We start from the raw sequence: 12,440 nt of genomic DNA, 5'->3' as shown, positions 1-12,440 counted from the left end.
GGCCAATGAGCGAGGAAGCGGCCACCGTGGCGCAGATCGACCTCGCACTGGTCGACGACTGCATCGAACGCTTCTTCGCGGTGTCGTCGGCCCGTGCGCGTCGGTTCGGCAGACCGTCCGAGGAACTCTGGCGGGTGCTCCGTCGAGCGAGCATGGGCGGCAAGCGCTTCCGCCCCCGCATGGTCCTCACCGCGTACGCCGGGCTCGGCGGCACGGATGCCCACGCCGCCGCGAACGTCGCCGCCGCGTACGAGCTGCTGCACACCGCGCTCGTCGTGCACGACGACGTCATCGACCGCGACTGGTCGCGCCGCGGGGAGCCGAACGTCGCCGGGTCCTTCCGCGACACCGGCACCACCGGTGGTCTCGCGCTGCCCACCGCCGAGCACCGGGGGGTGAGCGCCGCCGTCATCGCGGGGGACCTCGCCCTCGTCGCCGCCGCACGCTTCGTCGAGGCGTCCGGTGTCGTCGACGACCGTCGTGCCCGGCTGCTCGAGATCCTCGACGACGCGGTCTTCGCGAGTGCGGCGGGCGAGATGACCGACGTCGACCTCGCGCTGGGCGTCATGCCCTCCGTCGACGAGGTCCTGGCCATGGAGCGGGCGAAGACGAGCGTCTACTCGTTCGAGGCGCCGCTGCAGTCCGGTGCCGTGCTCGCCGGCGCGGACGAGTCCGTCGTGGCCGCCCTCGGTGCCTTCGGTCGCGAGATCGGCATCGCCTACCAGATCGTCGACGACCTGCTCGGGGTCTACGGCGACGAGACCGTGACCGGCAAGTCCGTGCTCGGCGACCTGCGCGAGGGCAAGCGCACCATGCTCATCGCCTACGCCGCGACCACCGACTGCTGGGACGACATCGCGCCCTACCTCGGTGACCCCGACCTCGGCGAGGACCGCGCGGCCGAGCTCCGTGCGACCCTGGAGACCTGCGGCGCGAAGGCGGCGGCCGAGTCCCGGATCGCCGAGCACGCCGCCCTCGCCCGAGCCGAGCTCGCGGCCCTGCCCTACGAGCTCGCCGAACGACTGGAGCACCTGGTGTCCGAACTGCTGGAGCGCGTGCGGTGACCCAGACCGCACCACCGCGTCTGCCCCTGTACGACGCGACGGCCGAGGCTGCCTCCGGGGTCGTCATCGAGCGTTACTCGACCTCGTTCGGCCTGGCGAGCCGGCTCCTCACCCGGGACACCCGCGAGCACATCCGCAACGTGTACGCCCTGGTCCGCGTGGCCGACGAGGTCGTCGACGGTCCCGCGACCGAGGCCGGACTCGACCACGACCTGGCGCGCACCGTGCTCGACGAGCTCGAGGCCGACACCGAGCGTGCGATGGCACTGGGCTTCTCGGTGAACCCGGTCGTGCACGCCTTCGCCCGCACCGCCCGCACGACGGGCTTCGGGCCGGAGCTCACGAAGCCGTTCTTCGCGTCGATGCGCATGGACCTCGAGCGGACCGAGCACGACCAGGAGTCGTTCGACCGGTACGTGTACGGCTCCGCCGAGGTCGTCGGGCTGATGTGCCTCCGCGCGTTCGTCTACCGGGCCGGTCGGCCGACCTTCGACGACGCCGTGCTCGTCGACGGTGCCCGCGCGCTCGGGGCGGCCTTCCAGAAGGTGAACTTCCTCCGCGACCTGCACGCCGACTTCGAGGTGCTCGGCCGCTCGTACTTCCCGGGGGTCGACGTCCGCACGTTCGACGAGGCCACCAAGGACCGCCTGGTCGCCGACGTGCAGGCCGACCTCGACCGTGCCGCGCTGACGGTGCCGCTGCTCCCCGTCGACGCGCGCAAGGCCGTCGGCCTCGCGCACGCGCTGTTCCAGGAGCTCAACGACCGGATCGCCGCGTGCCCGGCGGACCGCCTGGTGACGACGCGGGTGCGCGTGCCGAACCCGGTGAAGGCGCAGCTCGCCGCGCGCGTGCTCGCCGGCCGCGCCCCGCTGTCGTCCCGCGCAGCCCACCACCGGTCTGGAGGCCGTGCATGACCCCGTCCCGTGCCTCCCGTCCGTCCACCCCCGCGTCGCGGCGCGCGGTGCCGGCCCGACGTGCCGTGATCGTCGGCGGCGGCATCAGCGGACTCGCGTCCGCCGCGCTGCTCGCCCGCGACGGCTACGCCGTCACCGTGCTCGAGCAGCGCGACCAGCTCGGCGGCCGCGCCGGGTCGTGGGAGCGGGACGGCTTCCGGTTCGACACCGGGCCGTCCTGGTACCTCATGCCCGAGGTGTTCGACCACTTCTTCCGGCTGCTCGGCACCACCGCCGACGCCGAGATGGACCTCGTGCAGCTCGACCCGGGCTACCGCGTCTACAGCGAGGGCGACGACGAACCGATCGACCTGCGCGCGGACCGCGAGGCGAACATCGCGCTCTTCGAGTCGATCGAGCCCGGTGCCGGTGCGCGGCTGCGGAAGTACCTCGACTCCGCCGAGGACACCTACGCGATGGCCGTCCGTCGCTTCCTCTACACGACCTTCCAGGACCTGACGAAGCTCGCCGCCCCGGACGTCCTCCGTCGTCTGCCGAAGCTCGCCCGGCTCCTGCTGCAGCCGCTGTCGTCGTTCGCCGCGAAGGCCGTGCGGGACCGCCGGCTCTGGCAGGTCCTCGGGTACCCGGCGGTGTTCCTCGGCACCAGCCCGTACGCCGCGCCGAGCATGTACCACCTCATGAGCCACCTCGACCTGGCCGACGGGGTGCTCTACCCGAAGGGCGGCATCACCGAGGTCATCGCCGCGGTCGAGCGCGTCGCCCGTCGCGAGGGTGCCGAGATCACCACGGGTGCGACCGTCGAGCGGATCGTCGTCGAGGACGGGCACGTGACGGGCGTCGTGCACCGCGATGCCTCCGGTGCGGAGCACACCGTGCCCGCCGACCTCGTGGTGAGCGCCGCCGACCTGCACCACACCGAGCTGCACCTGCTCGACGCGGAGCACCGGACGTACCCGGAGCCGCACTGGCGGAAGCGCGACCCGGGGCCGAGCGCCGTCCTCGTCTACCTCGGCGTCGACGGTCCCGTGCCCGGGCTGCTGCACCACACGCTGGTCTTCACCGCCGACTGGGAGGCCAACTTCGGCGCGATCTTCGGCAAGGACCGACACGTGCCGGACCCGGCGTCGATCTACGTCTGCGCGCCCTCGCTCACCGACGACACCGTCGCGCCCGAGGGCTCGAGCAACCTGTTCGTCCTGGTGCCGCTGCCCGCCGACCTGTCCATCGGGAAGGGCGGCATCGACGGTGCCGGCGACGCCGAGGTCGAGCGCATCGCCGACCGCGCGATCGACGTCATCGCGGAGCGCTCCGGCGTGCCCGACCTGCGCGACCGCATCCGCGTGCGCCGCACGATCGGCCCGCAGGACTTCGCCGACGACTACAACGCGTGGAGCGGGTCGATGCTCGGGCCGGCGCACACGCTGGCGCAGAGTGCGTTCTTCCGCGAGGCGAACGTCTCCCGCAAGGTGGACGGCCTCTACTACGCGGGCGCCTCGACCACCCCGGGCATCGGCCTGCCGATGTGCCTGATCAGCGCCGAGGTGCTGCTCAAGCGCATCCACGGCGACACGTCGACCGAACCGCTGCCGACGCCGCTGCCGGCACCGACGTCGGGGCCCGCCGGGTCGTCGACGGCGGGGTCCGCCCGGACCGCGGGCTGATGCCGGGGGCGTACCTCGCCGGACTCGTGGTGTCGATCGCCGGCATCGCGGTGCTCGACGCCCGGTACCGGCTGTTCTTCTGGCGCAGCCCCCTGCGTGCCGCCGCGGTGATGGTGATCGGGCTCGTGTTCTTCCTCGTGTGGGACATCGCGGGCGTGCACCTCGGCATCTTCTTCATCGGGCAGGGCGACCTGCTGACCGGCGTGCTGCTCGCGCCCGAGGTCCCGCTCGAGGAGGTCTTCTTCCTCGTGCTGCTCTGCTGGACGACGATGGACCTGTTCGGTGCCCTGCGTCCGGTCGTGGCCCGGCGGCTCGACCGTGCCGGGTCCCGGGCCGGGACCGACGAGGAGCGACGCTCGTGACCGGCACGGCGACGTACGCCCTGCTCGCGGTGCCGTTCCTGGCCTTCGCGGCCCTCGTCGCCGTGGCGGCCGGAGTCGTGTCGGCCCGTCGCCGCGGAGCCGATCGCGGACAGGCCGGTCGCGGACAGGCCGGTCGTGGGCGGGCCGGTCGCCGGTGGGTCGGTGTGGGCGGTGTCGTCAGCGCTGTGGCGGCCGGCGTCGTCCTGCTCCTGATGACCGGCGTCTTCAACAACGTGATCGTGGGGCTCGGCATCGTCGCGTACGACGACGCGCTGGTCTCCGGCGCCCGGGTCGGGCTGTTCCCGGTCGAGGACCTGGCCTACTCGCTCGGTGCCGCCCTGCTGCTGCCGAGCTGCTGGGTCCTGCTCGAGCGGCCGCGGGCCCGGTCGTCCGCGCACCCCACCGTCCGCGGGGCGGGACGCGGGACCGGTACGGTCGGAACGCCGACCCAGCCACCCCGTCGACCGGAGGAGACCCCGTGACCGTGAGCAGTGCCTCCAGACCGTCGACCGCGCGCGCCCTGTTCGTGTCGTCGCGACCGATCAGCTGGGTGAACACCGCCTACCCCTTCGGCGCCGCGTACCTGCTCGGCAGCGGGGTCGGCGTCGACGGTGGCGGCGGCTTCTCGCTCGTCGCGTTCCTCGTCGGGGTCGTGTACTTCCTCGTGCCGTACAACCTGGCGATGTACGGCATCAACGACGTCTTCGACTACGAGTCCGACCTGCGGAACCCCCGGAAGGGCGGGGTCGAGGGCGCGCTGCTGGACAAGAGCGTCCACCGCACCACGCTGTGGGCGGTCGTCGTCACGAACGTCCCGTTCCTCGTCGCACTCGTGGTGCTCGGCGCGCTGAGCGGCAACGGGCCGTGGTCGTGGCTCGTGCTCGCGATCAGCGTCTTCGCGGTGATCGCGTACTCGGCTCCGGGACTGCGCTTCAAGGAGAAGCCGTTCCTCGACTCGCTGACGTCGTCGACGCACTTCGTCTCACCGGCGGTCTACGGGCTGGCGCTCGCCGGGCCGCACTGGACCGGGGCACTCGTCGCCGTCTGCGTGGCGTTCTTCCTGTGGGGTGTGGCCTCGCACGCGTTCGGCGCCGTGCAGGACGTGCTGGCCGACCGGGCCGGCGGCATCGGCTCCGTCGCGACGGTGATCGGCGCCCGGGCGACGGTCCGGCTGGCGTTCGTGGCGTACCTCGTGGCCGGCGTCGCGCTGCTGTTCTCGGACTTCCCGGGGCCGATCGCGGCGATCGTCGTCGTGCCGTACGCGCTCAACGTGCTGCCGTGGTGGAACATCACCGACGCCGGGGCCGAGGCGGCGAACGCGGGATGGAAGCGGTTCCTCTGGATCAACTACCTGGCGGGGTTCATCGTCACGATGGCCCTCATCGGCTACGCCTGGACGCACTGACGCAGGCTGCTGCGCGGGCGGTGGGTGCGGCTGCACGACACTCGTCGTCGGCCTGACAGACTGGACGCACGCGCCGCGGGAGTCGTGGCGCGCCGGTCACGAAGGAGTGCACGCATGACGGTCCGCATCATCCACGTCGGTCTCGGAGGGTGGGGCGGCAACTGGGCCCGCACCGCCATCCCGCAGGTCACCGAAGTGGAGGTGGTCGGGCTCGTCGACCCGGTCCCCGCGACGCTGGACGCCGTGCGCGAGGACCTCGACCTGCCGGCATCCGCCGCCTTCGCCTCGCTCGCCGAGGCGCTCGCCGGGGTCGAAGCCGACGCCGTCGTCATCACCGCACCGGCCGTCACGCACGTGCCGCTCGCGCTCGAGGCCCTCGAGGCCGGCAAGCACGTCCTGGTCGAGAAGCCGTTCGCGAACTCCACCGACGAGGCGCTCACAGCGGTCCGTCGGGCCGAGGAGCTCGGGCTCGTGCTGCAGGTCAGCCAGAACTACCGCTGGTACCCGGCGCCCCGCGCGGTCAAGGAGCTGCTCGCGGCGAAGGAGCTCGGCGAGCTGTCCGCGATCAGCATCGACTTCCGGCAGTGGGACAACGACCAGCCCGTCGAGACCTACCCGCACTACCGGTTCCCGCACCCGATGATCAACGACATGGCGATCCACCACTTCGACCTGCTCCGGATGATCACCGGGCTCGAGGCGGTCCGCGTGTACGCCCGCGCGTCGTACCCGAGCCACAGCAAGTACCAGGACGAGGCCGTCACGTCGATGATCATCGAGCTCGAGGACGGTCTCGTCGTGAGCTACCGCGGCAGCTGGCTCTCGCGTGCTCCGCGGACCGCGTGGGCGGGGGAGTGGAGCATCCAGGGCGAGGACGGCGAGATCTGGTTCACGAGCCGCGACGGATCGCCGAGCGAGATCGCCGGGGACCGCGTGACGCTGCGGGCCGACCAGGACGCCGAGGCCGAGGCCGTCGACCTCCCGACGCTCGAGCACACCGACCGGCAGGGCGGGCTGCAGGCCTTCGCCCGGTCCGTCGAGGGCGGCCCGGCTCCCGAGACGAGCGGCCGGGACAACCTGCGGAGCCTGGCGCTGATGGAGGCCGCTGGTCGCTCGGCAGCCTCCGGCCGCCCCGAGGACGTGGTCCTGCCCGAGTAGGGCGTCGCGGGCTCGGGTGGTTCCGGGCGTACCTGGTCGATCCGGGCGTACCTGGTCGATCCGTTCGACCAGGTACGCCCGTTCTCACCAGCCATCGCAACCGTTCCGGGAAGGAACGGGTGCGCGGGGACGCACGTCACGACGGACGGGAGGCGCGGGGCGGGGCCGCCGCGCGCCTCCCGTCCGACGTCCGCCCGGCACCACTGCCGCGGGACTCGCGCTGCGCGACGGTCCTCGTGCGCGTGCGTGCGAGGGCCGTCGCCAGGCCCGGGTCTCGGGCCCGGCGCTACGCGGCGCCGGCCACCCTCCTGGCCTGCGCGACCGCGGCGCGCACGCCCCGCGAGAACGCGGGGCCGTGCCCGGGCAGCACGTGCCGGGCCTCGGTGTCCTCGAGCCGACCGAGCGACGCGACGGCCTCGTCGACGTCCGCCGTCGCGGCCGGCGCGACCACCCGCGGCCCGATCCCACCGGTGTAGGGGTCGAAGGTGACCAGGGCGTCGCCCACGATCAGCGCGTCGCGGTCGGCGAAGTGCAGCGCGACGTGCCCGTCCGTGTGCCCGGGCGTCTCGATGATCCACGGGTTGCCGGGGACGTCGGCGCGGGACACCAGCGGCTGCGTCTCCGCGATCCCGTCCACCGTCGCCGCACCGGCAAGCAGCATCCGACCGAGCGGTGCGAGTCCGCCGGGGTGCACCGCGACGAAGCCGAAGCGGTTCGTCTGCGGCCGGTACGAGTACGGGTGAGCCGCCAGGTCGCGGTCGCCCGGGTGCACGAAGACGGGCGTGCCCCACTCGCGGTGCATCCTGGCGGCGGTGCCGACGTGGTCGAAGTGCCCGTGCGTGAGCAGCAGCGCCTCGACCCGAGCGGGCGTGTACCCGAGGTCGTGGACGGCGAGCAGCAGGTGCGGCCACGCGGCGGGCAGCCCCGCGTCGACGACGAGCAGGCGGTCGCCCGTCTCGACGAGGTACGTGTTGGTGTGTGCGATCTCGAGGCGGTGGATCCCCTCGGCGACGTCCCGGAAGAGCATGGGCTGCACCGTAGACCGCGGTCGCTCGGTGCGATGCCGGGGACCGCCTGGTAGGCACGAAGCATGGCCAAGGACAGCATCCCCGAGCTGGAGCTCGCGAACGTGCGGACCCGCGAACGCCTGACGGACAGCGTGAGCGAGATCCGGCGGCGCTCCGACGTGCCCGCGCGCACCCGGCTGGCGCTCGCGAAGGCCCGGCAGCGCTGGCACCGCGACCCGACGCCGCTCATCGCGATGGGCGTCACCGCGGCGACCGGCATCGCGGCGATCGTCCTCGGCACCCGCATCGGGCGGACCGACGCCGGGCACCTCGACCGTCCGGCGGTGTCGACCGCGTTCACCGCACTCCTGCCCTTCGGCGCGCGCGGTGAACTCGACGCCGACCAGGCACGCGGCGGCCGGAAGGGACGGAAGGCCGGGCGCAAGGCGGCCGAGGAGTCGCTCGAACGCGACCCGGTGCACAAGAACCGCGTGAAGCAGCGGGCCGGCATCGCCGCGGTCCAGCGCCGCGCGACGAAGAACCGGAAGCAGGCCGCCGCGCGGTCGAAGGCGGCGGCGAAGGCCCTCGCGAAGGCGAAGGGCTAGACCATGGCGCACAAGGACAAGACCCTCCAGCAGGAGATGCAGCACAAGCCGGCACCGGACGACCCCCGGAAGCCGGACAGCCCGACGGACCTCACGAAGCCGTCGTTCACGTACACGCTGAAGAAGACGCTCCGCGAGTTCACCAGCGACCAGTGCACCGACCTGGCCGCCAGCCTGACCTACTACACGGTGCTCGCGCTCTTCCCCGGTCTGCTGGCGATCGTGTCGATCCTCGGCCTGGTCTCGAACCCACGGGACACGATCGACACCCTGCTCGACGTCGTCACGAACGTCGGTGGTGGGCAGGTCGCCGACCTCCTGCGTGACCCGGTCGAGGGGCTCGTCCGTTCGCCTGCGGCGCCGATCACGTTCATCGTCGGTGTGCTCGGTGCGCTGTGGTCGGCCTCCGGCTACGTCGGTGCCTTCGGCCGTGCGATGAACCGCATCTACAACGTCCGTGAAGGCCGGCCGATCTGGAAGCTCCGACCGACCATGCTCGGCGTCACGGTGTTCACCGTCGTGCTGCTCGTGCTGGGGCTCCTCGTGCTCGTCTCCGGACCGCTGGCCCGGGCGTTCGGCGACGTCATCGGCCTCGGCGACGCCGCAGCGCTCGTGGTCTCGATCGTGCAGTGGCCGATCCTGCTCGCGATCATGATCGTCGTCGTCGCGGTGCTGTACTACTGGGCCCCGAACATCCGCCAGTCCAAGTTCAAGTGGGTGAGCGGCGGCGCGCTGGTCGGCATCACGATCTGGATCATCGCGAGCGTCGGCTTCGGCTTCTACGTCGGCAACTTCTCGAACTACAACGCGACGTACGGCTCCCTCGGTGGTGTCATCGTCTTCCTGCTCTGGATCTGGATCACGAACAACGCGCTGCTCTTCGGTGCGGAGTTCGACGCGGAGCTCGAGCGCGGCCGTCAGCTGCAGGCCGGCATCCGGGCCGAGGAGGACATCCAGCTCCCCGAGCGCGACACCCGCCAGATCGAGAAGCAGGACGAGCAGCACGCCAAGGACGTGCTCGAGGGCATCAGGATCCGCGAGAGCGCCGGGCGCTCGAAGGACTGACCGGCTCCTGCACAGCGGCTGCGGCCGGCACCGCCCTCCACAGCCGGGAGGCGCGGTGCCGGTCCGCCACGCCCGCTCCGTAGGGTGGGACGCATGACCGACACCGCTCCCGCCTCCGCTGACCGTCCGACCGCACTCGTCACCGGGGCGACCCGCGGCATCGGCCGCGCGATCGCGCTGGAGCTCGGCCGCACCCACCACGTCCTGGTGGGCGGCCGCTCCGCCGACGCGGTCGCCGCGCTCGTGGCCGAGCTGCCGAGTGCGTCACCGTTCGTCGGCGACCTCGGCGCGGGCGACGTGCCGGACCTGCCGGCGTCGCTCGACGTCCTGGTGCACAGCGCCGGGGTCGAGCAGGGCACCCGCATCGCGGACACCTCGCGCGACGCGTGGGAGCAGGTGTTCGCCACCAACGTCTTCGCGGTCGCCGAACTGACCCGGCTGGCGCTCCCCGCGCTCCGGGCCGCGCGGGGCATCGTCGTGCCGATCAACAGCGGCTCGGGGTTCTCCGCAGGTCCCGGCGGCGGTGTGTACGCGGCGTCGAAGTTCGCGCTCCGGGCCTTCGCGGACGCGCTGCGCGAGGAGGAGCGGGCGAACGGCGTGCGGGTGTCGAGCGTGCACCCGGGCCGCACCGACTCCGACATGCAGCGCGCCCTGACCGAGAAGCTCGGCGAGGACTACGACACCGCCTACTACCTGGCGCCCGAGGACGTCGCCGCGGCCGTCCGGACCGTCGTCGACCTGCCGGAGCGCGGCACGATCGAGTCGGTCGCGATCCGGCCGACCCGGAAGCGGTAGCCGCCGGCCGGGCCGGCGCGGAAGGGCTACCGCAACGCGATCCGACCCGTCAGGTCGAGCCGCTCGAGGAAGGTCTCGTCGTGACTGGTCACGACGAGGGCGCCGCGGTACGCCCGGAGCGCCGCCACGAGCTGGTCGACGCTCGTCAGGTCGAGGTCGTTCGTCGGCTCGTCGAGCACCAGGAGCTGCGGCGGCGGGTCTGCGAGCACCAGCGCGGCCAGCGCCACCCGGAAGCGCTCCCCGCCCGACAGCGAGCGGACGGGCCGGTCCACCGTGTCGCCGCGGACGAGCAGACGCGCGAGTCGGTTCCGGAGCTCCCCGTCGGGTACGTGCGGGGCGTCCCGCCGGACGTTCTCGAGCACGGTGGCGTCGTCGTCGAGTCCGTCCCGACGCTGCGCGAGGTACCCGATCCGGTCGACGTGCGGCACCGCCGCGGTGTCCGGGACCGGGTGGTCCCGTGCGGTGGGGCTCCCGACGAGCTGGTCGAGCAACGTCGTCTTGCCGACGCCGTTGTCGCCCGTCACGGCGAGGCGTTCCGGGCCCTGCACGACGGTGTCCCGCCCGCGCACGGTGATCGTCGCGATGCGCCGTGACGCCGGCACGTCCGGGTCTGGGAGCGCCACGTGCAGGGGCTCGTCGTCGCGCAGGCGCAGTTCGGCCTCCCGGACCGCCGACAGGGCCTGCGCCTCCGCCGAACCGTGCGCCGTCCGGAGCCGACCAGCGGTCTCCTGCGCCTTCTTCCGCTGCTCGTTCGCCAGGATCTTCGGCATCGAGCGGCCCGCCTTCTCGCCCGCCCTCGCCCGGCGCGCGATCGTCGTCTCGGCCTCGATGCGCTGCCGCTTCTCCGCGCGGTGCCGTTGCTCGGCGACGCGGACCTCGCGGGCGACGGCTGCCTGCTGCACGGCGAGGTGTTCCTCGTACGCGCTGAACGTCCCGCCGAACACCGTCGCCGAGCCGCTCCGGAGCTCCACGGTCTCGTCGACGTGCTCCAGCAGCTCCCGGTCGTGACCGACGACGACGAGGGTGCCGCGCCAGCCGTCGACCAGGTCGAGCAGGGCCGCGCGGGCCCGCCGGTCGAGGTTGTTCGTCGGCTCGTCGAGCAGTGCGATCGGTCGTCCCCGCAGGCGGATGCCGGCCACGGCCGCCAGGACGGCCTGCCCGCCCGAGAGGGTCGTGACGGGTCGGTCGAGGTCGTCGCCGTCGAGCCCGGGGACGTCCGCGACCGCTGCGGCGGCACGCTCCTCGACGTCCCAGTCGTCGCCGACCGCGTCGAGGTGTGCAGCCGAGGCGTCGCCGTCCAGGACGGCTCGGAGCGCCGTCAGCGTCGTGCGGATCCCGAGCAGGTCCGCCACGGTGTCCCCGGGGCGGGCGTGCAGCCGCTGGGGCAGGTGGTCCACCGGACCGGTCGTGCTGACCGAGCCGGACGTGGGCTGGAGCCGGCCCGTGACGAGCCGGACCAGCGTGGACTTGCCGGCGCCGTTCCTCCCGACCAGGCCGGTGCGTCCGCGGCCGAAGGCGGCGGTGAGGTGGTCGAGCGCGACGGTGCCGTCGGGCCAGGTGAAGGTGAGGTCGTGCAGGACGACGGACGGTGTTGCGGGCATGGTGGTGCCTCCCGGATCGTGAGCTGGGCGCACGACACCGGCCCCGCGGCGACCGGAGGGGTCGGCACACGGGCGCGCCCGAGGGGGCGCGACGACCAGGGCGCCCGACGGGGCGCGACGATCACGGTGTCAGCGCGAGGACTGCGCGGTACCGGTGATCGACTGCAAGGCTGCTCGTTCCGTCGGGGACCCCCGTGTCCGCCACCCGTGCTGCCGGTCGGTCTCCCGCCCCGGTGGCCCCGCGCGACGACGAGGTGTCACCCACCGTAGGGCGGACGCCGCTCCTCGGCAAGAGGTGACAGGCTGGGGGCATGCCGGAGAACCTGCTGCCGAACCCGACCGCGAACCCCGCGACCCTGCTGCCGGAGGAGCCCGAGGTGACCGCCGCGCTCGCCGCCGACGCCCCGGTGTCGAGCGTCGTCGTGTCGCACCCGTCCTCGAGCCTGGCGTGGGCGCTCCTCGCCGACGAGGCCTGGGCGCGCGGCGCGACCCTCGAGTCCTACGCCTACGCCCGCGTCGGGTACCACCGCGGTCTCGACGCCCTGCGGAAGGCGGGGTGGCGCGGTGCCGGGCCGGTGCCGTGGTCGCACGAGCCGAACCGCGGCGTGCTCCGGGCGCTCTTCGCCCTGCGCCGCGCGGCGTCCGCGATCGAGGAGCCGGGCGAGCCCGAGCGCCTGACGGAGTTCCTCGACGCGTCGGACCCCGAGGCGCTCCGCGCCCTCACCGCAGGGGAGTAGCTCGGGCGCGGCGCGGCGGCGTCGCGGCTGCGGCGCCCCCCCGCGCCCCCGCGCTGCGGGCCGCCC

13 protein-coding genes are annotated in these 12,440 nt (G+C 73.2%); 11 read left to right on the top strand and 2 right to left on the bottom strand.

What is annotated here, in order from left to right:
- The first annotated feature begins 5 nt into the window (after window positions 1-5).
- From PIJ49_RS14965 to PIJ49_RS14935, 7 genes are all read left to right on the top strand, one after another.
- Window positions 6-1,064, top strand: a complete 1,059-nt coding sequence (locus tag PIJ49_RS14965) for a polyprenyl synthetase family protein (RefSeq protein WP_271826955.1) — start codon at window positions 6-8, stop codon at window positions 1,062-1,064.
- Window positions 1,061-1,978, top strand: a complete 918-nt coding sequence (locus PIJ49_RS14960) for a phytoene/squalene synthase family protein (RefSeq protein ID WP_209684186.1) — start codon at window positions 1,061-1,063, stop codon at window positions 1,976-1,978. Before PIJ49_RS14965 ends, PIJ49_RS14960 begins: the two co-directional genes overlap by 4 nt.
- Window positions 1,975-3,639, top strand: coding sequence for a phytoene desaturase family protein (crtI, locus tag PIJ49_RS14955; protein WP_271826954.1), 1,665 nt, complete (start codon window positions 1,975-1,977; stop codon window positions 3,637-3,639). Before PIJ49_RS14960 ends, crtI begins: the two co-directional genes overlap by 4 nt.
- Window positions 3,639-4,001, top strand: coding sequence for a lycopene cyclase domain-containing protein (locus PIJ49_RS14950; protein WP_271826953.1), 363 nt, complete (start codon window positions 3,639-3,641; stop codon window positions 3,999-4,001). Before crtI ends, PIJ49_RS14950 begins: the two co-directional genes overlap by 1 nt.
- On the top strand, window positions 3,998-4,483 hold the full coding sequence (locus PIJ49_RS14945; RefSeq protein WP_271826952.1) for a lycopene cyclase domain-containing protein: 486 nt from the start codon (window positions 3,998-4,000) through the stop codon (window positions 4,481-4,483). Before PIJ49_RS14950 ends, PIJ49_RS14945 begins: the two co-directional genes overlap by 4 nt.
- A complete protein-coding gene (locus PIJ49_RS14940) occupies window positions 4,480-5,406 on the top strand; it encodes a prenyltransferase (RefSeq protein WP_144411207.1) in 927 nt (308 codons plus the stop codon). Before PIJ49_RS14945 ends, PIJ49_RS14940 begins: the two co-directional genes overlap by 4 nt.
- 114 nt (window positions 5,407-5,520) lie before the next feature.
- Window positions 5,521-6,564, top strand: a complete 1,044-nt coding sequence (locus PIJ49_RS14935; protein WP_271826951.1) for a Gfo/Idh/MocA family protein — start codon at window positions 5,521-5,523, stop codon at window positions 6,562-6,564.
- A gap of 286 nt (window positions 6,565-6,850) precedes the next feature.
- On the opposite strand, the gene PIJ49_RS14930 is transcribed toward PIJ49_RS14935, so the two are convergent.
- On the bottom strand, window positions 6,851-7,591 hold the full coding sequence (locus tag PIJ49_RS14930; protein ID WP_271826950.1) for an MBL fold metallo-hydrolase: 741 nt from the start codon (window positions 7,589-7,591) through the stop codon (window positions 6,851-6,853).
- Window positions 7,592-7,654: 63 nt separating this feature from the next.
- On the opposite strand from PIJ49_RS14930, the gene PIJ49_RS14925 reads away from it, so the two are divergent.
- The 3 genes from PIJ49_RS14925 (at window position 7,655) to PIJ49_RS14915 (ending at window position 10,036) form a co-directional block, all read left to right on the top strand.
- Window positions 7,655-8,176 carry a hypothetical protein gene (locus PIJ49_RS14925; protein ID WP_271826949.1) on the top strand — a complete coding sequence of 174 codons (522 nt, stop codon included), beginning with the start codon at window positions 7,655-7,657 and terminating at the stop codon, window positions 8,174-8,176.
- A 3-nt stretch (window positions 8,177-8,179) separates the two neighbouring features.
- Window positions 8,180-9,241, top strand: coding sequence for a YihY/virulence factor BrkB family protein (locus PIJ49_RS14920; protein ID WP_271826948.1), 1,062 nt, complete (start codon window positions 8,180-8,182; stop codon window positions 9,239-9,241).
- A gap of 93 nt (window positions 9,242-9,334) precedes the next feature.
- A complete protein-coding gene (locus tag PIJ49_RS14915) occupies window positions 9,335-10,036 on the top strand; it encodes an SDR family oxidoreductase (RefSeq protein WP_271826947.1) in 702 nt (233 codons plus the stop codon).
- Between the two features lie 26 nt (window positions 10,037-10,062).
- On the opposite strand, the gene PIJ49_RS14910 is transcribed toward PIJ49_RS14915, so the two are convergent.
- Window positions 10,063-11,637: an ABC-F family ATP-binding cassette domain-containing protein gene (locus PIJ49_RS14910; protein WP_271826946.1), complete on the bottom strand. Its 1,575-nt coding sequence runs from the start codon at window positions 11,635-11,637 to the stop codon at window positions 10,063-10,065.
- Between the two features lie 311 nt (window positions 11,638-11,948).
- Here PIJ49_RS14910 and PIJ49_RS14905 point away from each other — a divergent pair, with 311 nt between their 5' ends.
- A complete protein-coding gene (locus PIJ49_RS14905) occupies window positions 11,949-12,374 on the top strand; it encodes a DUF3151 domain-containing protein (RefSeq protein ID WP_209676372.1) in 426 nt (141 codons plus the stop codon).
- Window positions 12,375-12,440: the final 66 nt, after the last annotated feature.

The sequence above is a fragment of the Curtobacterium uvaldense genome (assembly GCF_028307415.1).
Taxonomy (GTDB): Bacteria; Actinomycetota; Actinomycetes; order Actinomycetales; family Microbacteriaceae; genus Curtobacterium.
The sequence above is the reverse complement of the archived record's forward strand: the minus strand, read 5'-3'. Positions and strand labels throughout refer to the sequence as shown.